General features: G+C 46.9%; 19 protein-coding genes. 4 read left to right on the forward strand and 15 right to left on the reverse strand.

The annotated features are described in order from the left end of the window. Window positions 1-12: 12 nt before the first annotated feature. The 5 genes from E8L90_RS09050 to E8L90_RS09070 form a co-directional block, all read right to left on the reverse strand. Window positions 13-1323 (reverse strand): carbohydrate ABC transporter permease, encoded by a 1311-nt coding sequence (locus E8L90_RS09050; RefSeq protein WP_137029088.1) that lies wholly within the window; start codon window positions 1321-1323, stop codon window positions 13-15. A 110-nt stretch (window positions 1324-1433) separates the two neighbouring features. Beyond that, the gene (locus E8L90_RS09055; protein ID WP_137029089.1) at window positions 1434-2771 is read right to left on the reverse strand and encodes an ABC transporter substrate-binding protein; all 1338 of its coding nucleotides are present in this window, start codon (window positions 2769-2771) and stop codon (window positions 1434-1436) included. A gap of 23 nt (window positions 2772-2794) precedes the next feature. Beyond that, window positions 2795-3853 carry a Gfo/Idh/MocA family protein gene (locus tag E8L90_RS09060; RefSeq protein ID WP_137029091.1) on the reverse strand — a complete coding sequence of 353 codons (1059 nt, stop codon included), beginning with the start codon at window positions 3851-3853 and terminating at the stop codon, window positions 2795-2797. Between the two features lie 11 nt (window positions 3854-3864). Further along, the gene (locus E8L90_RS09065; protein ID WP_137029093.1) at window positions 3865-4833 is read right to left on the reverse strand and encodes a sugar phosphate isomerase/epimerase family protein; all 969 of its coding nucleotides are present in this window, start codon (window positions 4831-4833) and stop codon (window positions 3865-3867) included. Between the two features lie 61 nt (window positions 4834-4894). After that, entirely contained in the window at window positions 4895-5902 is a 1008-nt protein-coding gene (locus E8L90_RS09070; RefSeq protein WP_341870828.1) for a LacI family DNA-binding transcriptional regulator, read from the reverse strand. Between the two features lie 180 nt (window positions 5903-6082). Between E8L90_RS09070 and E8L90_RS09075 the strand changes: the two genes are divergently transcribed. Beyond that, window positions 6083-6970, forward strand: coding sequence for an NAD-dependent epimerase/dehydratase family protein (locus E8L90_RS09075; protein ID WP_137029096.1), 888 nt, complete (start codon window positions 6083-6085; stop codon window positions 6968-6970). Between the two features lie 21 nt (window positions 6971-6991). On the opposite strand, the gene E8L90_RS09080 is transcribed toward E8L90_RS09075, so the two are convergent. From E8L90_RS09080 to E8L90_RS09105, 6 genes are all read right to left on the reverse strand, one after another. Continuing rightward, entirely contained in the window at window positions 6992-7480 is a 489-nt protein-coding gene (locus E8L90_RS09080) for a MarR family winged helix-turn-helix transcriptional regulator (RefSeq protein ID WP_137029098.1), read from the reverse strand. A 36-nt stretch (window positions 7481-7516) separates the two neighbouring features. Further along, window positions 7517-7807, reverse strand: a complete 291-nt coding sequence (locus tag E8L90_RS09085) for a hypothetical protein (protein WP_137029099.1) — start codon at window positions 7805-7807, stop codon at window positions 7517-7519. 60 nt (window positions 7808-7867) lie between these two features. Next, a complete protein-coding gene (locus E8L90_RS09090) occupies window positions 7868-8467 on the reverse strand; it encodes a TetR/AcrR family transcriptional regulator (protein ID WP_137029101.1) in 600 nt (199 codons plus the stop codon). A 7-nt stretch (window positions 8468-8474) separates the two neighbouring features. Further along, entirely contained in the window at window positions 8475-9224 is a 750-nt protein-coding gene (locus E8L90_RS09095) for an alpha/beta fold hydrolase (RefSeq protein ID WP_137029103.1), read from the reverse strand. Between the two features lie 155 nt (window positions 9225-9379). Continuing rightward, the gene (locus E8L90_RS09100) at window positions 9380-10312 is read right to left on the reverse strand and encodes a response regulator (RefSeq protein ID WP_137029105.1); all 933 of its coding nucleotides are present in this window, start codon (window positions 10310-10312) and stop codon (window positions 9380-9382) included. A 4-nt stretch (window positions 10313-10316) separates the two neighbouring features. Continuing rightward, window positions 10317-11627, reverse strand: coding sequence for an ATP-binding protein (locus E8L90_RS09105; RefSeq protein ID WP_137029107.1), 1311 nt, complete (start codon window positions 11625-11627; stop codon window positions 10317-10319). A 215-nt stretch (window positions 11628-11842) separates the two neighbouring features. Here E8L90_RS09105 and E8L90_RS09110 point away from each other — a divergent pair, with 215 nt between their 5' ends. Both E8L90_RS09110 and E8L90_RS09115 read left to right on the forward strand, forming a co-directional pair. Beyond that, entirely contained in the window at window positions 11843-12820 is a 978-nt protein-coding gene (locus E8L90_RS09110) for a glutaminase (RefSeq protein ID WP_137029109.1), read from the forward strand. Between the two features lie 44 nt (window positions 12821-12864). Beyond that, window positions 12865-14277 (forward strand): alanine/glycine:cation symporter family protein, encoded by a 1413-nt coding sequence (locus E8L90_RS09115; RefSeq protein WP_137029111.1) that lies wholly within the window; start codon window positions 12865-12867, stop codon window positions 14275-14277. A gap of 53 nt (window positions 14278-14330) precedes the next feature. On the opposite strand, the gene E8L90_RS09120 is transcribed toward E8L90_RS09115, so the two are convergent. Together E8L90_RS09120 and E8L90_RS09125 are read right to left on the reverse strand one after the other, a co-directional pair. Beyond that, the gene (locus tag E8L90_RS09120) at window positions 14331-16916 is read right to left on the reverse strand and encodes a metallophosphoesterase (RefSeq protein WP_137029113.1); all 2586 of its coding nucleotides are present in this window, start codon (window positions 16914-16916) and stop codon (window positions 14331-14333) included. Between the two features lie 2 nt (window positions 16917-16918). Next, window positions 16919-18184, reverse strand: coding sequence for a class I SAM-dependent methyltransferase (locus tag E8L90_RS09125; RefSeq protein WP_137029115.1), 1266 nt, complete (start codon window positions 18182-18184; stop codon window positions 16919-16921). On the opposite strand from E8L90_RS09125, the gene E8L90_RS30715 reads away from it, so the two are divergent. Then, window positions 18160-18462 (forward strand): hypothetical protein, encoded by a 303-nt coding sequence (locus E8L90_RS30715; protein WP_244297185.1) that lies wholly within the window; start codon window positions 18160-18162, stop codon window positions 18460-18462. The genes E8L90_RS09125 and E8L90_RS30715 overlap by 25 nt on opposite strands. Here the strand turns inward: E8L90_RS30715 and E8L90_RS09135 are convergent, their stop codons facing one another. Beyond that, window positions 18463-19248, reverse strand: coding sequence for an enoyl-CoA hydratase/isomerase family protein (locus E8L90_RS09135; RefSeq protein WP_137029116.1), 786 nt, complete (start codon window positions 19246-19248; stop codon window positions 18463-18465). A gap of 186 nt (window positions 19249-19434) precedes the next feature. Further along, window positions 19435-20331, reverse strand: coding sequence for a phosphogluconate dehydrogenase (NAD(+)-dependent, decarboxylating) (gene gnd, locus E8L90_RS09140; protein WP_137029117.1), 897 nt, complete (start codon window positions 20329-20331; stop codon window positions 19435-19437). Between the last annotated feature and the right edge of the window lie 78 nt (window positions 20332-20409).

Consider the following 20409-nt stretch of genomic DNA (forward strand, 5'->3'; position numbering starts at 1 on the left):
CCAATCACCTCCTTATTTGCCACTGCCATCACTCAGCAGATCAGCTCCCAATATTTTCACATAGCCGATGGAGATCAACGCCACACACAAAAAGACAATGACGGCAAGCGCCGAGCCTTCCCCAAAGCTCATTTGAGCAAACATCGTTTTGTAAGCATAAATGGAAATGGTCTCGGTCGAGTTCCCGGGTGCCCCACCTGTCAGCGTGTAAATCAGGTCAAAAACACGAAACGCATCAAGTGTGCGGAACAATAGCGCCACAAGAATAGTTGATTTCAGCATCGGAAGTGTAATTCGAAAAAATTGATGGGTGCGGGTGGCACCGTCGACAGAAGCTGCTTCATACAAGCTTTGCGGGATCGTTTGCAGCCCTGCGAATATGAGCAAGGCCATGAACGGCGTCGTCTTCCACACATCCGCCAAAATGACGGAAAGCATGGCTCCAGCCTTCGTCGTCAGAAGCATCCCCATATCTGAGATCATCCCTGCCTGCTCAAAAAGATAGGCGACGATGCCATTTTGACCGTCGTACAAAAACTTCCACATCATCGCGGAGATAACAGTCGGAATCGCCCACGGTATTAACACAGTTGCTCGAACAAGACTCCTTCCACGAAAAGGTCGATTGATCAACAATGCAATCAATATGCCGAGCACCAGTTCAATGGCAACGGAGATAACGGTAAAAAATGCCGTATTGTACAGAGCTCCCCACATCCGGACGTCCGTTAAAAACTTCTTGTAGTAGGCAAGGCCAACAAAGTTGGGCTCGATAATTGAAGCTTCCATGCCTTGGATCACGCCAAGAGCACCCTCTGGCTTTGCAAGCAGCTTTTTTTCACTCATTTGCAAAAGAACCGCTCTGACTTCTCCTAAGCTGGCTTTGATTGCGTCTGTTTGTTCGTTCGAGAGGCTCACATATTTGAGTTCCGTGGGGACTGGTTTAAAGTCCAGCAATAGCTGGTCGATCATTTGGTATCGGCTCGCAATCTCGCCTGTTTGGTTGAGGGAAGTGTTCAATTGCTCGATTTGCGCTTGAAGCACGTTCAGTTTTTCCTTTGATGACCCTTCTGCGGAGTCTGCCTCCCTCTTCACGTACCGGAGCAGATTCGGTAACGTGCTGACGTAGCGCTCCATATCTAGTCCGTACGAAGAGTGAATCTCTGATTTCGTCGGGTCGTTCAACCGGATGTCGTGTAGACTGATCCAAAAGGATCGCATGACAGGCCAAATCGCGATAACAAGTATGATGAGCAGTGCAGGAAAAATTAGCAAATACCCCATCTGTTTTTCTGAGAGAGACATTTTCGTTGATCGATTCATCCGTTCACCACCTTCCTTCTCGCTAGAAGCTTGCTAGTGCTTGCCAGAAATCGTTGGGCAACTTCCAAGGAAGCCGGTTAGACTCCCTTGGAAGCCCCACATGTCGTTGCCTATTTTTTCATTAAGTCGTTCATCTGTGTTTCCATGTTTTGCACCGCTTGCTCGGCTGTTTGCTGCCCTACGAGCGCTTTGGACACCTCGATCTGGATCACTTCCGAAATTTTCGGATAAATCGGAGTCGTTGGACGAGAGACAGCAGCGCTTACGCCATCGACGAAATCTTTGTTGGCGAACAACGGACTGGCTTTTTGAACATCGGCTTCATCGTAGGCTGGCAGGTAGGTTGGTGCGAGCCCACCTTCTACTGCGGAAATCTTTTGACCCTCTGGACCTGTCATGAATTTGAGGAATTCCCATGCTTCTTTCGGATGCTTCGAGAACTTGTTGATTCCCCCCATCCAACCGCCGAGTGCTGCTGCGGAGCCTGCATCGCCTGCTGGCAGTGGAGCGATCCCGACTTGATCAACGATTTTGGACTGGCCCTGATCCTGCGCCAACGCGAACTGATACGGCCAGTTGCGAATAAATGGTGCCTGCCCCTCGAGGAATGCGGTGTGTGATTCCGGCTCCATGAATGTGGTGATATTGGTTGGGACGAAATTGGACTTGACGACTTCGATCATTTTTTTCAACCCTTTGATCGTAGCTGGGTTGTTGACCGCTACTTTGCCTTGTTCATCTAAAATTTTTCCACCGTACGATGCACTGAACTCCACAAAGTTGCAAACCAATCCTTCATATTGCTTGGCTTGCATCAAGTAGCCGAACTTCGTGCCGCCCTTGCCCTTCGTGGCTTTTGCTTGGGTAATCAGTTCATCCCACGTCTTTGGTGCTTCGGATACAAGATCTTTGCGGTAAAACAAGAGTCCCGCGTCGATAAACTTGGGCATGGTCCATTGCTGGCCACCAAAATTCCCGGCATCCATGGCCCCTTTGATATATTTTCCGGTCTCGATTCCATCTTGCTCCATTAGGCGGTCAAGCGGCAGAAGATAACCCGCTTGTGCGAATTCAGCCGGCCAGATGACGTCCAGGTCAAACACGTCGATTTCAGATGATTGTGCACTGAACATGGTGACGTATTGATCATGACTCTGCCCGGAATCGGCAGGCATCTCGCGGATTTCTACTTCGATATTTGGATGGGCTTTTTGGAAAACTTCTACGAGCTTTTTGGTGGAATCCGTCGCGTCTTTTCCGCGAGCGTAGACAAGCTTGATTTTTTCGGCTGTGGGCTGTACTGGATCTGTTTTGGGTGCGGATGGTGTTGAAGGCTGTGATGGGGTTGTATCTGTAGAAGCTTGCTGAGGTGTGGAAGAACATGCTGCCAACGAGAAGGCCATTAATAAGGTAAGTCCAACGGATGTAAGTCTTTTTGCAACTTTCATCTAAGTAACCCCCTATGCTCATGTTAAAAACGGACTGCTTCCCCTTTTTGTGCGGATGCGTAGATAGCTTCGATCAATCTGTTGATGTACAAGGCTTGTTCCGGTGTGCAGAGAACCTCTGCCTTCCCTTCGATGGCGTCGATGAAATTGCTGAATAAGAGTACGCGTTCTTTTTGAGGCTTTGGTGTTATTTCTGTCGCGGCAGTTACGCCGTTCCACTCGTGGTAAAGCGTAAACTGGTTATCCAATAAACGAAGGGATGCCCCACCCTCTTGTCCATATAGTTGAAGGAAAACGTTTTCCTCCGCGATGTGAGAAGCCCAGCTTGCGTCGAGCGTAAGCGACAATCCGTTCTCAAAGGTGATCATTGCCACTGCCATATCTTCCACATCAAACTTCCCGTTATCATCGATCCTGCCCCACTCTGACAAGCCGCGTTTGTGAGGTCCGAATTGCGCGTACGTTTGCCCGAGGACGGATACAGGCTTTGGATGGTCCAAAAGCCACAAGGTCAAATCGAGCATATGTACCCCGATATCAATCAACGGACCGCCGCCTGCTGATTCTTTTTGCGTAAACCAGCTCCCCCATCCGGGAATTCCATTTCGTCTGACCCAACCGGTTTTGGCGTGATAAATGTTCCCCAGCATTCCTTCCTTCAGCCATGTTTTGACTTGCAGGGAATCGCTTCGGAATCGGTTGTTTTGTGCGACCATGAGGATTTTGTCTGCTTTCTTCGCGGCTTCGATCATTTCTTTTGCTTCCTGGGCATTCATCGCCATCGGCTTTTCGCACAGCAAGTGTTTGCCTGCTGCAATCGCACTTTTGGTTGCTTCTGCATGCAAGTAGTTCGGAACACAAACAATGATCGCGTCTGTATCAGACTCTTGTAGCATCATCTCGTATTCGGTGAAAACTTGCGGAATGTCATGTCGTTTCGCACGATAGGAAGCCATTTCTGCGGAAATATCTGCAATGGCAACTACCTCTGCTCGCGGCTCTTCCTTGATCGCCTCCAAGTGTGCTTCTGTAATCCCCCCTGCACCGATGATTCCGATTTTCCATTTGCGTCGATTCGTCATTTCTTTCCCTCCTACACCCACCATAGATTCTGGACTGGTTCTCGCAAGATGACTTGCTGCAGGTTTTGAACAGCGCGCAAAAAGCCTTCCTCCATCGACATGATGGCATCCTCGTGCTCGATGCTCACGACATAATCGTATCCATTCATGCGCAGTGCACTCATCATATCCGCCCACGTCTGCTGTGAATGCCCATAGCCTACGGTTCGGAAATACCAAGCACGTTCATGTAGATTTGCATAGGAATTCATATCCGTCAGCCCGTACATGTTCACTTTTTCCTGGTCAATGTACGTGTCTTTGGCATGGAAATGATAAATGGCTTTTTCTTTGCCCAAGATTTTGATCGCAGCTACTGGATCAATTCCTTGCCACCACATGTGACTTGGATCGAAGTTTGCCCCTATCCCCTCGCCTACCTGTTCCCGTAGCTTTAGCAGTGTCCCTGGCGTGTGGACGAGAAAGCCGCCATGCAGCTCCAACGCAATTTTGACATGATGCTCAGTCGCATATGCGGTCCATTCGCGCCAGTACGGGATGAGCTTCTCGTTCCATTGCCAATGGAGCACGTCGCGATACTCATTGGGCCAAGGAGCAACGGGCCAGCTCGGGTACTTCGCGCCTTCGTGGTCGCCTGCCGTGCCAGAAAAGCAATTGACCACAGGCACCTCCAGCAGCTCGGCTAGCTGCACCGTTTTCACAAACGTATCATGAGATTGCTGCGCAAAGCTTTTATCTGGTGTCAACGGGTTGCCGTGACAACTGAGCGCGCTGATTATTAGTCCCCGATCCTCTACTGCCTTTTTGTACGCTCGTCTTTTTTCCGGACTTTCCAACAGTTCATCTAGATTGCAGTGTGCATTGCCCGGATAGCAGCCTGTGCCGATTTCCACCGCCTCTAAACCTGCTGCCTTCACATGATCCAGCATTTCTTCGAACGACTTCTCGCTAAAAAGAACGGTAAATACGCCAAGCTTCATATCTCTTCTCCCCTTTTGAATGCGTAAGCTCGTTTGCTTCTATGTGGTAAGACTTGTTGCCTCACTCCAGTAAAGCGCTTACAGTATGGCGAATCACAAGATGGTGTGGGACGGTGCTCATTCTCTCTACAGGTTCATTGCGGATTTGTCTGAGTAGTTGCTCTGCTGCGGCTTTTCCGTACATGAACGGGTCATTGTGCACGGTGGTGAGCATGGGGCGGGAAAGTGAGGCGAGCTCCAAATTGTCGAAGCCTATGACGGAGATGTCTTCTGGTACACGAATCCCATGGTCGTACAAGTAATTGAGGACACCAACCGCCATCAGGTCTGTGGCGACAAAAACAGCTGTCGGACGAATTTTTTCCTCACAAATACGGCGCATGGCTTCGTAACCGCTCTTGGCTGTGAATTCCCCTTCTACGACGAATCCTTCATGGATGGGCAAATCATGTGCCCGCATCGCTTTTCGGTAACCGCCCATGCGATCCAGACCGCACGGCGGGTCCCACAGTGGACCAGATATACACGCGATTTTTGTATGGCCTTGCGAGATGAGATAGGCGGTAGCATCATAGGAGGCTTGCACATTGTTGACGTTGACAGTGGGAATTTGATAGCCGGGCAAATCATGTCCGGTAACAACAAGGGGAACCTGAATCTCTTGGAGCGTCTGTATATTGCCCTCCAGGAAATGAATACTCGCGATAATGACACCATCAATTTGTTTTTCTTTGAACAATCGCAAGTACTTCAGCTCTTTGTCCACGACTTCATCGGATATCGTCAAAAACATGCTGTAGTCGTACTCGCTAATGACGCTGTCAATTCCATAAATGAGATTGGAGTAAAAATTGTTGGAGATATCAGGAATCATCACCCCGATGATACGGGTTTCCTTGCTAACCAAGCTCCTGGCAATCGCATTCGGCTGAAAGCCCGTCTCTTGCACGATTTTCAAGACTCTTTCTCGCAGCTCTGGACGGACTGGCTTGGAATTGTTCAGCACGCGCGAAACAGTCGCAATGGATACGTTGGCGAGTTGTGCGATGTCTTTAATAGTTACAGTAATGGTTCTTCACTCACTTTCTAAGTAACGGGTAAACGTTTTCCTACTGTGAAAGTAACACCCAACTTTTGTTTTGTCAATATTCAGTCAATTATAAATGTTATTGACATCCTGAAGGTGTTGTTAAATAATTTATCATATAATTTAGTTACTAAATTAATTTTGTTTAAAGGAGGTTTTGTCATGAAAGTTTTCCTTACAGGAATAACAGGTTATGTCGGGTCCGTAGTCGCTGAGCATTTTCAGTCCCAAGGCTATCAGGTTGCTGGACTTGTGCGATCACAAGAGAAAGCGGAGCTGTTGCTCTCACAAGGGTTCACTCCTATTGTTGGCGATCTTGCGGATACCACCTTGTTAACAGAAAGTGTTAAAAAATTCGATGGGGTCATCCATATGGCGATCTCGCACACACCTGACATGGAAAAACTGGATGTAACAGCCGTTCAGGCAATGCTGGATGGTTTGGAGGGCACAGGCAGGCCATTCATTTATACGAGTGGAACGCTGATCTATAACGATACGTACGACAATGTCGTGGATGAGAACTCCCCCCTCAACCCTTTGCCATTTCTCCAATGGAAAGCGAAACAGGAGCAGGAAGTGTTAGGAGCTGCCAAGCGCAATATTCGTACGATCGTCATACGTCCTACACTTGTATACGGTCGTGGTGGTGGACTCGTTCAAGCAACCATTCAAAGGACGAAGCTCTCTCAATCAGCCAACTATATCGATGACGGACAAACGACATGGTCTACGATCGATGTTGATGATTTGGCGCGACTTTACGAATGCGCTTTTTCACGAGCACAGCCAGGATCATTATTCAATGCGACTTCCAAGGAAATGATCACGACGAAAGAGCTCATGACTTCGATTGCGAAAATAGCTGGGATAAAAAAAGTAGCATCATGGAGTTATGAGGATGCGGCCAAAGAATTAGGACCAGCCGCTTGGGGGGCGAGCATCAATCAGAGGATATCTGGATTGCGTGCGGAGCAACAACTGCATTGGGGCCCCTCTCCGAACTCCCTCCGCAAAGAGCTGGAGCAAGGTTCTTATCAAAACAAGTAAAAACCATAGTCCACCATCGAACTATGGTTGTGAATCATCGCTGTCCTGATACGTATGCAGGAATCTGATTGATTTCGTTAATATGCGTATGAGTACCTGCGCATCATCCGTACCAAGATGCTCATGCAATTGCTGAAAACGATTAAACAGCTCCTTCTCTCTCGCTGCCACAAAATCAAAGCCCTCTTTCGTAGGGGCTACGAGAATGGAGCGTCGATCCTTGGGACCCACGGTACGGGTGATAAACCTAAGCTGTTCAAGTGATTGAATGACATGCGTTACAGCTGCTGATGTTATTTTCAACTGCTTGCCTAGCTCGGAAACTCTGATGCCGTCCGTGCCTGGAGGACTTACGTAGGTCAAGTGAACGAGCAAATTCAATTCGCTCTGACGGAGGTCTTTCGACGGACTGAAGACATGTCCGATCCGTTTTAACTGACCAAATACGAGAGCCAGCTCTTTCGTCGTATGATCAATGGTAACATCCGAGTTTGTATGGTCTGTACTCATCTGTTTAGACTCCCATTCTTTGATGGTATCAATCGATTATTTACGAAAAGAAATGACATTGTCAAGAATGAGAGTCCACTTACGACTCGAAAAGGCATCGTATGCCAAGGTCTGAACTCTGGCATACGGTGTTGACTGGACAACCTCGGGCTTTTCCCTGCCTGACAACACACTTACAATCAGGTCTGCAATCGTGTCCATCTCTTGTTCCTTCATGCCAAACCGAGTGACTTCTGTCGTCCCGATACGCAGGCTACCCGGTTGCGAAATGGCGATTTGAATGGAATTTGCTTTGTGCTTATCAGCTATGCAAAGATACAGAAACAAGCGGCTACCCCACCAGTATTATTCACGAATGGGATAGCCTCTTCATTATTGAACGTCACTCTATAATTCTGCCGATCCGCTACAATATTCCCGAACAATCTGCTCCTTCATCTCTTCAACCGAAAACCCTTCCGGATAAGTCGTCATCATCAGCATTGCGCCTTGGAGCGCCGAAGAAAAATAGAGCGATCTCAATCTAGGCTGCTTTACGCCTAACTGTTTGAAAATCTCGCACTGAACTTCAAATTGCCTACGTGACTCCTCATTTAACTGCTCTCTGTAAGAAGCAAGTACCCGATCATCTTCGGGCTGCGTTTGTAAATTCAAGTAAAAACGATAGACATCCGGTCGTTGGTAGACGTTATCAAGCGCACCGTCGACAATATGGCGCAGCTGTTCGTGCGGCGTTGCGAGCTGAGTCGCAGCCTCCATCACTTCTTTTACTTCCTCGATCCGGATCTGAACCATCGCGGCGAGGAGTTCTTCTTTTCCTTTGTAATAATTGTAAAGCAGTCCCTTCGATATCTGGCCCTGTTTGGCTACATCGTCGATTGAGGTTGCGTGGTAGCCTTTTTTTATGAAAAGCGTCATCGCGGCTGCATGGATCTTATCCTTTGCAGCTTGGCGAATGCGCTCATTTTCAGCTGGGGTACGCGGCACGGTTCAGTCAATCCTCCATAAATTCAGTGATAGCGCGGGCGATTTCTTCAGGATGCGTCAATGTCGGTTTATGATCGGCACCAGTAATCTCAACAAACCTTCTCTCTGGTAATACTTCTTTAAAATATTCAGCAATCCGTTTCGCATCCAGTGCATCTTCCTTGCCGATTATCAAACATGTTTGATTGGCTAATTCTTCGAGCCGCTCAATGGCAGGCGGCTGCGGCCATACGGACTCCCATGTCACCCACTCGAACATTTTTGCTAGATTATGCTTCGCCATCTCTACCAGTAGGTCCTTCTGTGGACTTGCCATCACGAAGCGATACGAACAGGCAGATAAGGACAGCTCTACCATTCGGTCAACATCCGGTGCTGCTTGGATTTTCTGCATCCATTCCGTGAACGTCTGACTCGGTGTATACCCTGTCACATCAGGAGCAATCAGCACGAGCTTGCTCACTCGCTGCGGATAAGTCAGCGTAAAATCCGTAGCAATTCGACCGCCTATCGAGTGCCCTACGAGCGTGGCTTTGTCCAGCTGGAAATGGTCCATGACGGCAAGCACATCATCGATGTAGTTCGCTGTCACTGTTGGAGACGGCGATTTCCCGCATCCGCGTCCATCGAAAGCGATGACCTGATATTGCTTCGCCAGAATCGGCGCGACGAACGTCCAATCTCGCAAATCAGCACCGCCGCTGTGCAATAGAATGACTGGTTTTCCTTCCCCTGAAACCTCATAGTACAAATCCATCGGTGATCCCTCCGTGAATTGTAAAATTGGTATATGATCCCAGCTTATTATTGAATGAACGTTTAGTCAACAAAAAACAAATGCAATCCCATACAAAACAAAAAGCCCTAATCATCATGATCAGGACTTACCTCTACACGTCAGACACAGAACAATCACGCTTCTGACTGAATGCGCTTCGCCTCTGCATAGAGCACTTGAATGAACTTTTTCATATTGATCCGAATATCTGAACTCGGCGAGGCGGCATTGCTCTTTAACTCCGCCATCTTCTTCCACACATACGTAAAATCAAAAAACTGCGAAGCGTAATTTTCGAACTTCCAATTCGAGAGGTCCGCAAGCCCAAGAGACGCCAAATGATTCAGCGACTGATAAATCGCTCGGCGGACTCTCTGCTCAGAAGCTTTGACAACCTTTGCGACCTGTGGATCGTCCTCAGCTACTCCGAGCCTGTCCTGTGCTACTGCCACAAAGATCTCTTTCAAGGCTGGAAATCCATGTTTAAACGTATGCGTCTGTTCGTATCCATGCAAGAAGTCCAAAATATCTAGCAAGTCATTGCTTCCATTGTCTCCCGCGATACCCAACTCCGTTAACAGAAACTGACCCGCCTCGCGAAGTGGTTTGCCCTGTGATGGACGAGGTTGTCCGGAAGGCTGCTGGTCCACCTGCATGACGGCATTCAACGATTTGTGAATGTCCCGTATCGAACGCTCGAGGCGAATTTTCTCGATCACTTTTTGGAGAATAGTCACGACTTCGATCTTGTTTACCGGCTTGATAATGTAGTATTCACTTCCAAGGGCATAAGCTTGGGCAATCAAATCTTTCGTTTCTGCCTGAGAAATCATGACGATCTTTCCCGTGAATGTCGGCTTCACTTGGCGAATCGTCTCAATCCCATCTCGGTTGGGCATGAACAAATCGATTAGCAAAATATCTACGTTGCGTGCGGTTAACGTATGACCGTCTACCATCGAGCCGTCAGATGCTTCCCCCACGACCTCTCCCAGATTCTCGTCTTCTATAATTTCCGTCAGCATGAGGCGAACGGCATCATCGTCATCCACTAAATAAAACAGCATCTTCTCACTCTTTCTTCGTTATCGGATCAATTGGTAATCGAATGAGAAAGGTTGTCCCCTTCCCATTTTCTCCATCCTGTAGGGAGATCTCCCCTTGCCATTGTTCCACCAATTGTTGTGCATAAGACAGTCCGATCCCTGTAGAGGGGTTGCCGGTTCGATCGTATTTCGTCGTAAAGCCAGGCTTGAACAGCAAAGCCTTTCGCCGTGGAGGCACCCCCGGCCCGTCATCGTTGATTCTGATTTCCACAAGATCGCCTATCCGATCAATGTCAATGGAAATGGCTCCTGTTTGCTGGATGGCTTCCACTGCGTTTGCCACCAGATTATTGATCAGGGAAAGCATCATGAAAACGTGGTAGAGAGGATGTGTCCCCGAAATGGAAGCTGTGATTTGTATGTCCTTCTCCAACAAAGTTGCATACTTCATATTGCTTCGATTGATAATGTCCACGAGCTGATGGATATCCATGTAATCCGTGATGCTTTCATCGGAAATCAGCTTGTGCAGCCCTGCAAAAATGCGTTGGTTATCCTTTTTAATCTCGTGAACCTCGCCTGCGACAATCAATGCTTGCTTGGCAAAGCTCTCTACATTCGATGATACTACCTGTTCTTTATGAAGCTCATACAAGCCCTGGTATAGCTCGAAAGACTTCATACTGATACTCTCGGCATTTTGCAGTGTTTTTTTCAGATGAATCGATTCCTCATACAGGTTTGAAATCAGCATCAGCATATGCTCGTTCTGTTTTCTTGTCTGTTGCTCCCGCGACTGCGCTTCATACAGCTTCATCATATTGAGAAAACTAATCACGATAAAGATGTGGGATAGCGCGATGACGAGCATTTCTTGCACCGCTCCCCAAGTGAGAACGGTATCGAGCAGTACATGTTGCGAAAGAAACTCAATGAGGTCAGCCAATACCTCGATGACCATCCCCATTAATCCAACCAAAATCGTCCTGTTGTGAAAATGGCGTGTTCTGGTTAAATAAAACAGCACAGAATAAGCAAAATAAAAGAAAAAGCTAGAATAATGCGTTTGGAGAGAAGACTCCCATGCTGTTTGATTCCCAGCGATGAAGTCAATCACAATCCGAAAGCATACAACCGTAATCCCCGTTAAAAAGCCAGCGAGAACAGATGGAATTCTTTGAAACAGTAATAAAAAGAAGAAAAACGTAGGAGCTCCAAAGCTAATTCGAAATGTCTCATTGACAGGATAAAATTTCAACTCTCCTGCCAACGGGACCGTAATAAGCATGAGCGCCAATATATACCATTCTCGTTTTACTTGTGCCTGAACACGCATGCCTCTCACTTCCCATGTTGGTTCTTGATGCCCCTATCTATTTTTACCGAGGATTCCATAGAGGACAAGTAAAAAAAATTGTGACACTCACATGAAACAATCTGTGAGTTTTTGTTTTATTTTGTAGGGTGGTTGTAAAGTGATCATTATATGTATTTTGCGAAGCATGGAAGCGCTTTCTCTTCCTGTTCGCGTAAGAGCAGTGTATTCGATTATTGGGGGGAAAGGCGTTGATTCAACAGGTTTTACTCGTGGATGAATTAGAGCAATGGGTGGAACAATATCGTTCCAAGGCATCTGAAGGAAAATGTGCCAGTTATATCCCTGCTTTGTACAGAGCGGATCCGAATCAGTTAGGTATTTGTATCATCGAGCCTACAGGAAAAATGCACACCGCGGGTGACTGGGAAGTTCCTTTTACGATGCAAAGTATTTCCAAAGTAATCAGTTTTATTGCTGCCTGCTGCTACCATGGAATCCCTTACGTATTGGATCGGGTAGATGTAGAACCGACTGGAGATGCATTCAACTCCATTATCCGTTTGGAAATGCACAAGCCAGGTAAGCCTTTTAATCCGATGATCAATGCGGGGGCGATTACGACATCTTCACTCCTCCCTGGTCAAACACCGGATCATAAACTGCGTTACTTGTATGCATTTTTCAGTAAAATCACAGGTATTACGCCAATGGTGAACGAGGAAGTGTTTCTTTCCGAATGGGAAAACTCTCACAGAAACCGTGCACTCGCCCATTATTTAAAAGATACGGGCTATCTGGCATGCGAAGTGGAAGAGGCTTTGGAGGTTTATCTAACGCAATGCTCGATTGAAGTAACCACCGAGCAAATTGCTTTGATCGGTCTCCTGTTGGCACTCGACGGCTTCCATCCACTGCGCAACGAACAAGTTCTCCCGAAAGATGTCGTCCGTTTAGCCAAAGCACTGATGCTCACCTGCGGCATGTACGATGCATCAGGCAAATTCGCCGCGAATGTTGGCTTGCCAGCAAAAAGTGGCGTATCAGGCGGAATCATGACACTGGTACCAGCTAACCGCAAAACACATTCACCGTTTCAATATGGCTGTGGAATCGGTATTTTTGGACCTTCCATTGACGGTTGTGGAAACAGTGTAGCGGGCGTTTCTTTGTTAAAACATATCGCTCAGGAATGGGATGTAACAATTTTTTAGAGAATACTAAGGAAAAAATTCATAACAAAATCCGAGGTGACACGATGCAACAATTCCTACTCGATGTAACAGCTTCTATAAACGATTTTTTGTGGTCCTATATTATCATTGTCATGCTAATCGCGTTAGGCTTGTTCTTTACTTTCCGGGGCAAATTTTTGCAAGTACGTATGTTGCCGGAAATGATCCGTTCCATTAAAGAAGGCAGAGCGAAAGACGATGGAGGCATCTCCCCTTTCCAAGCTTTCGCTATTAGTATGGCCGCGCGTGTCGGTACAGGGAACATTACGGGAATTGCTATTGCGATCGCATTAGGTGGTCCTGGCGCCGTATTCTGGATGTGGGTTATTGCGATTATCGGTTCGGCATCTAGTTTTGTTGAGAGTACGCTCGCTCAGATTTATAAAATCAAGGATAAAAACGGTTTTCGTGGCGGTCCGGCATATTACATGGAAAAAGGGCTGAACAAACGTTGGATGGGCGCACTGTTTGCTGTCCTCATCACCCTTTCGTTTGGTCTCGTATTTAACGCCGTGCAATCCAACACAATCACGATTGCTTTTGAAAATTCGTTTGGGACAGATCGTTTGATACTGGGTATCATCATGACGATTGCGTTTGCAGCTATCATCTTCGGCGGTGTGAAACGCATTGCAAAAATGTCTGAGTACATCGTAATCGTATTGGCCGTATTGTACATCGGGATGGCCCTGTTTATTGTGGTGATGAACATCACAGAGATGCCTGCACTGATCGCATTGATTGTGAAAAACGCGTTCGGATTCGAACAAATCGCAGGCGGTACTCTCGGTGCAGCGCTCATGCACGGCATCAAGCGAGGATTGTTCTCGAACGAAGCTGGTATGGGTAGTGCGCCGAATGCTGCGGCAACGGCAACGACAAGCCATCCCGTGAAGCAAGGTCTGATTCAAGCATTCGGTGTTCTATTCGATACCCTCGTGATCTGTACAAGCACGGCTTTCATCATTTTGCTGTCCGGCGCTTACACGCAAACAGGACTGAGTGGTATTGAGCTGTCCCAAGCAGCACTGAGCATTCATATCGGTTCTTGGGCTTCTGGCTTCCTAGCCATTATGGTATTCCTGTTCGCCTTCAGTACATTGATCGGGAACTACTATTACGGCGAGACTAATATCGAGTTTTTAAAGACAAGCAAAGCATGGCTCATGCTTTATCGTTTAAGTGTACTCGCCATGGTGTTGTTCGGATCAGTGGCAAAGGTACAGCTCGTATGGGATTTGGCCGATTTGTTCATGGGCCTCATGGTCATCGTCAACCTGATTGCGATCGCCATGTTATCAAAAGTCGCCTATGCTGCGCTACATGATTATTTGGAACAGAAAAAAGCAGGAAAAAATCCTGTGTTCTACAAGGACAGTATTGAAGGTGCCGATAATATCGAAGCATGGGATGCTGCTCCATCGGCCAACAAATAGCTCTGCAAATCAAAACGAGAAGCTTGCTCAGTCAGCAGCTTCTCGTTTTTCATTTACAAACGCGGATCGATCTCTTTTTCTTTCGCCACTTCGAAGAGTATCGTTGCGACTACTTTTTGATACTCCGTATTTTCTGGAGAAATGTCGTGGAATTTGAAACCAAGCATCCGCTCTCCCAGCCTGTGTTCCTGCATCGAAGTCTTGAGCTTTTTCGTAATATTTTTCTGATTGAAAAGCTTGCGGTACTTGTGTGGAAAACGGTAGTCGTAGCCATAAATAATCGCCAAGTACTCTGAATTGCGAACCTTCATGGCAGGCACGACCTTCTGATCGATGAACTCTGGCTTGATCACGATGCCTTCCATCTTGTTTTCCAGTGTAATCGTAGAAAAGTAACGAGCCGCTTCTTCATATGCATTCGGCTCAGACAAATCGATAGTGAGAAAATGATCGTCATTTACGAAGCGATACATATCGGATGTTTTCCAATCGGGCAATTGCTCGTCCCCATTCAAATAGACGGCCTTTAGAATGGAAAAAGGCTTGTAGTCTAGCTCCCCTTCTCCTGCATAGAGCTCCAACTGTTTTTGGTAAATTTGATAGGCCTCCAAATGCTTGTCGACAGGAACGTAGCTATCTTTGATTTCTCGCACATACTTGTAGTTTCGATACAAGCTCGAACCGAATTTTTCCGTGAGCGCACTCTTGGATAGGTGGAACTGGTCTTTTTCGAATCCGCTCTCGTCATAGTTGTAAATGAGTTGATGAAATGTCTCTTCAAAAGCGTTTTCCTGCAAAAATGCAAATTCACTGCGCAGCGCGGATTCGATTGGTTTGAACTGCTTTTCGATTAAGCCCTTCCCTATTGCACTCCACGGCAACAATTCGCCATCCAAGATGATCATCGCTATTTCATTCTGCTCCATGTATGCGCGAAACCTTGCATGTAGCTTTTCATAAATCGATGTCAAATCAACCTGATTGATGGCATAACCGTTTCTGCTGATCGCAAAACACTTGTCGAGATCACGATGGAGATAGAGATTGCATCGCGAGCCCATGTATTTCGGTTGCAATATGACTTGATGAATGCCCCGATTTGCGAAATAGTCCAATCCCGCCTTCAACGACTCCAATTCCTGAGTCGCCTCATCCTTATCCGCTGGGGGCATCGTTCCGGAAATAAAATTGACCTTGTTTTGCGAGCAGTAGCGGAGTCGACGGAGTTCTTCCTCTTCCAAATCTCCCATGGATACTTGTTTTTCTGCATGGAACAGGATCGGCAACTCATCAGTCATCACCCGATGCTCAGACGGAAACGATTTGAAAAACGGCTTGTGTGCGATCACGACGGAGGTCAAAGCATTTCCGTGCACACATCCGGTATCGAGATGGAGCTTGTTCTTTAGGCGAAACGCTTTTTGTGCCGCGATATGTCCAAAAATATGGTACGGAAGATTACTAACCGCTTCAACTGTCAAAAATGCGAGTTGCTCTTCCAATGAAGCTGTTCGGTCTATCCGAAAATTGCGTTGGCGTCGCAACGAATTCGCATCAAGCTTTCCGATATACTTCTTTTTGCATGGAGCGTGTGTGACATAATAGGACGGGCCAGTCAATGCGTTCGATCGATAAAATGGCTGAGCGAGCGTATACAGGTGATTGAACATTTCGGTTAATTCAGCGTCTTTTTCCAGGACTTGTGTGGAATCAAAGTAATTCTCCAATAGCTGCGGGTCTATCCCTTTTAGTTCCTTTCGCAAGTACTTGTAGACAAAATTTTCGTGATTCCCTAGAACGAACAAGAAATACTCTTGATTCGTGTATAGAAACTCGATGATCTCCCTGGTTTGCGCTCCTTTATCGATCCAGTCCCCTGCTACGATAATTTTGGTATGCTGCACCTTGTCAGTCGTGATGAGACAATTGCCCTCGAGCATGAATCCGTAGTTTTGCAAGAGACCTTTTAATTCGTAGACGCATTCGTGAATGTCTCCGATGATGATGTATGTTTGATCTTTGGGAAGGATCGTTGCCAAATACGTTTCCTTATTTTCGATTACAATATTATAACGAGGATTAGCCACCCCATCTGCTAGTGCGTAAAAGTCTTTGTGCCGTACCCGGTGAATGTTGTGGTACCCTTCTTTGGATAATGCACGGAGCACTTCTTGCTTTAACCGGAGAATATGGTTGGTAATCAGTTTTTTTGACCGCTCGGATGCGTAATAATCATCCCGATTGCGATAATCAAAGAGGATCACTTCTAAGCGGTAATTGTTCTCGGCTGCAATTTCGCGGACTTTCGAGCGAAAGTCTTCTGCTAGTCCTGTTGTATCGACGACCACGAATTCGGCATTGATCGGAAACGAGGTCACCAAGCGCAGCTTTTCAAACAGGAGCTGAAATGCCTGCTCGCTGGCTTCTAGCATCACCTGATCATACTTGTCGTAATCATAGCCCAAAAGTTCCTGGCGAATGCTGTCCGAGCAAATGTATTGGACATTTGCTTTTACGTTTTTTGGTTCATCTTCAAATGAAAGACTCGGCATGAGTACTTCTTTGGCAAAAGTTGTCTTCCCACATTCGGTGGGACCGACGAGCATAAAAATCGTGTGAACCTGCGTCTGTAACAGCATCGTTACGCCCCCTTTCTCTGGACAATGACGCCTTGTGTGGTGTGGATGTCGTTCACGCCGTCACCAATGGATACAAATTGCCCCTGCACCCCAGCTTCTTCCATGATTTCGGTCATCCATGCCTGGAACTCTTTTTGTCCCATTTCCCATTTATGATCGTCGTGGCGATACCCTTCTAGCTCATAGAACGGATTAAAGTCTGAGTTGGGTGTTGTAATGATAAGCTGGTCAAAATCCAATCGCCTGCATATTTGCTTAATGAGCGCTCTCGCTTCATCTTTGCTCATATGTTCAATGACCTCAGTCATAATGACATCTACCTGTTCACCGTTGTAATCCTGTAAAAACTGATCGAGCGAGGGGAACAAAATCAGATTCGAGATTTCTTTTTCCCAGGCCCTGCGTCTGACTGCTTCCAGCGATTGTTCATCGATATCGATGGCATAGTAATACTGCGGCAGCTTGGTAGCGAACGGAATCGCATAAAAGCCTTCTCCGCATCCAATATCTACAATCGATTTGGTAAAAGGAAGCTTACTCGCGATGTAGTTCCTTCTCTGCAAACCGGTGCTGCCATACTCCAATTGAATGGGGTAGCGGCTTGTCTTCTCGATCTCGGTCTTATACTTGCGATAGCGATCTCTGGTTGTCAGGAAATTGCGTGCGAACAAGCTTCGTATGTAAAAAGGTGCGTCGATGACATGGATGCTTTTGATGTATTTATCCAGGATGTTATCGGAAATATCGATGTGCTCTTTTCCAAACATACTCAAGAATAAACAGAGCACACTGACGACGTGGAGAAGCTGATGAAGACTCGTTCTCGTTGTGATGGTCAGAGCGTAGCTTTTATCCGCGTGGTGCTTGAGTTCAAAAGTGAAGTCCTTGAGGTGCTTCTCAAAAAATGTCAGATACAGCAGCCGTTCAATGTGAATCATGTTGATGAAAAAAACATGCTCATACCCTTCTGCATCCCGCTCGTCGTGTTGCTTCATCGGTGCGGAAAAAAATTCATTGATCGCATTTAACGGAAACAAGGGTGTATTGTACCGGGAGACATTCAAATATTCAAAATGCTCCTGTTCGGATTGTTTATAGGAGACTTCATTTTCTGCATCTTTAAAATAAACGTTGTATGTATCCGTATTGGAAAACCACCCGTATGCGATGCCTTTTCGAATGGATCGTAAACTCAGTCCGGAATCCGGATTTTTCTTGATCATGTGCGAAAAGTCCGGGTTCTGTGATCGTAGCTGAACAATGGCCATACGTTGTCTCACCTCTGGAAAAGAAGAATGAATTTCTACTGACAATATTCGCCTTTCCATCCCTTGCTGAACAGGGTAAAAGTATTACGACCTTCCAATTAAGAGAAGAATTTGAATCAATATGGCAAGAAATTATACAAGCAGTCGAAAATCAAAGTATTGAGCAGGCCAAAAAAGTGACGGCGGATGCGATCAGAAGCATTCACGATTGCATTCGCCATCAGATGTACGGAGTTAGGCAGTTGGTTGAATTGTGTGAGGTATTGGAGCTCGTGTGATTATCTCCCTGTAAAACGCGGTGGAGTCTTGTCTAAGAAAGCTTTGGTTCCTTCCCGGAAGTCTTCGGTGGATGCCACCAGTCCGAAGTAGTCTGCGCCTAGAAGTGCGGACTCCTCTACTGTCAGATTACTCCCGCGATGAATCGCGTCCCACGTCAGTTTCACTGCCAGTGGAGACTGCGCCAAAATTTCTTGGAGTACCTCCTCTGTTTCTGCCAGTAGCCGCTCTCGCGAAACGACCCGATTTACCAGTCCCATTCTATATGCTTCATCCGCATCTATCGCTGATCCTGTCAGAAGCAACTCCGCGGCACGGCCTTTTCCTATTAGCCTAGGGAGTCTGGTTGTTCCACCAAAGCCCGCCACTGCCCCAATTCGTACTTCTGGATGTCCCATTTTGGCATGTTGAACCGCAATACGCAGTGTGCACGATTCAGCGATCTCAAGACCCCCGCCTAACGCATAGCCGTTAATCGCAGCAACGACTACTTTTCCCAACGATTCGATTTGATTGGTCACTGACACGGCCAACTGAGCAAAATCCCTTACTTCCAACGGTGTAGCCTGATGCAAATACGAAATGTCGGCGCCAGCCGAAAATGCTTTTTCTCCCGCGCCTGTAAGGATGACCGCTTTCACACTGTTATCGGTTTTGATCCGGTCCAAGATGCTCGATAGTTGATTAAGGACATCTCGGTTCAATGCATTCAATGCCTCTGGTCTGTTTAGCGTAAGGGTCACGATTCCTTTCTCATTCTTGTACAAAACAACCTCTTCAACGCTCATCTTTCCATCCTCCCATCGTTTTAGAAGCTACTGAATAAAAAAGCACGTTTCGACCAGGTAACCTTCTGGGCGTTACCTGCTTAGTTTGCTTTTTGAATGGAAATTCCTTCTTCTTCCATATACAAAACAAAAAAGGATGACCTCGGAGCTTCAACCACCAAAGCACCTTTACGGTCATCCCATTTCTTATTTCTTTTCTACGGCATGTCCACCAAATTCATTGCGCAAGGCTGCGACAACTTTACCGTGGAACGTATCCTCGTCCAGTGAACGGTAACGCATCAGCAAGGACATCGCAATCACGGGTGTGGCTGCCTGTAGATCCAGCGCGGTTTCCAGCGTCCATTTTCCTTCCCCGGAAGAATGCATGACCCCACGGATTTCGTCGAGCTTGGCATCTTTTCGAAAAGCTCGCTCTGTTAAGTCCATCAGCCAGCCTCGAATGACGGAACCATTTGCCCACACGCGTGCGACCTCGGCAAAATCGTAGTTATACTGGCTTTTCGCAAGCACCTCAAAACCTTCCCCAATCGCCTGCATCATGCCGTATTCGATTCCGTTATGAATCATTTTCAAGAAGTGGCCGCTCCCCGCTTCCCCAGCATACAAATATCCGTTTTCGACGTTTATGTCGCGAATCATCGGCTCAATATGAATGAATGCTTCCCGATCCCCACCAATCATCATACATGCTCCGTGGCGCGCTCCCTCCATGCCTCCGCTCGTTCCTGCATCCATGAAGTGAATGCCTTTCTCATTTAAGCGTGCAAAGCGATTTAGCGATTGCTTATAATGAGAGTTGCCACCGTCAATGACGATATCTCCTTCAGCAAGCAAGGTAGAGAGTTGATCAACCAATTGATCCACAATCTCTCCTGCTGGTACCATTAGCCATACTATGCGAGGTGTCGGCAGCTTCGCCACAGCGTCTTCCACCGAAAATGCCGGAATCGCGCCTTCATGACTCAACTCTTCTGCACGCGTAGAATCTACATCATAGGCTACGACCTCATGCTGATGCGAGAGCAAATTAAGCGTGAGATTGTACCCCATTTTTCCTAATCCGAGGATCGCAAGTTTCATATCGTGTACGTCACTCCTTTTTGGATCATATTCGTTACCACGTATTATAGGTTGACACTCCTCATGCCTAAAGGCAGG

The organism is Brevibacillus antibioticus, from assembly GCF_005217615.1.
GTDB lineage: Bacteria > Bacillota > Bacilli > Brevibacillales > Brevibacillaceae > Brevibacillus > Brevibacillus antibioticus.

Coding starts and splice junctions, on each gene's coding strand:
- E8L90_RS09050 (WP_137029088.1), bottom strand. CDS start 1,323: ATGAATCGATCAACGAAAATGTCTCTCTCAGAAAAACAGATGGGGTAT.
- E8L90_RS09055 (WP_137029089.1), bottom strand. CDS start 2,771: ATGAAAGTTGCAAAAAGACTTACATCCGTTGGACTTACCTTATTAATG.
- E8L90_RS09060 (WP_137029091.1), bottom strand. CDS start 3,853: ATGACGAATCGACGCAAATGGAAAATCGGAATCATCGGTGCAGGGGGG.
- E8L90_RS09065 (WP_137029093.1), bottom strand. CDS start 4,833: ATGAAGCTTGGCGTATTTACCGTTCTTTTTAGCGAGAAGTCGTTCGAA.
- E8L90_RS09075 (WP_137029096.1), top strand. CDS start 6,083: ATGAAAGTTTTCCTTACAGGAATAACAGGTTATGTCGGGTCCGTAGTC.
- E8L90_RS09080 (WP_137029098.1), bottom strand. CDS start 7,480: ATGAGTACAGACCATACAAACTCGGATGTTACCATTGATCATACGACG.
- E8L90_RS09095 (WP_137029103.1), bottom strand. CDS start 9,224: ATGGATTTGTACTATGAGGTTTCAGGGGAAGGAAAACCAGTCATTCTA.
- E8L90_RS09100 (WP_137029105.1), bottom strand. CDS start 10,312: ATGCTGTTTTATTTAGTGGATGACGATGATGCCGTTCGCCTCATGCTG.
- E8L90_RS09105 (WP_137029107.1), bottom strand. CDS start 11,627: ATGCGTGTTCAGGCACAAGTAAAACGAGAATGGTATATATTGGCGCTC.
- E8L90_RS09115 (WP_137029111.1), top strand. CDS start 12,865: ATGCAACAATTCCTACTCGATGTAACAGCTTCTATAAACGATTTTTTG.
- E8L90_RS09120 (WP_137029113.1), bottom strand. CDS start 16,916: ATGCTGTTACAGACGCAGGTTCACACGATTTTTATGCTCGTCGGTCCC.
- E8L90_RS09125 (WP_137029115.1), bottom strand. CDS start 18,184: ATGGCCATTGTTCAGCTACGATCACAGAACCCGGACTTTTCGCACATG.
- E8L90_RS09135 (WP_137029116.1), bottom strand. CDS start 19,248: ATGAGCGTTGAAGAGGTTGTTTTGTACAAGAATGAGAAAGGAATCGTG.
- gnd (WP_137029117.1), bottom strand. CDS start 20,331: ATGAAACTTGCGATCCTCGGATTAGGAAAAATGGGGTACAATCTCACG.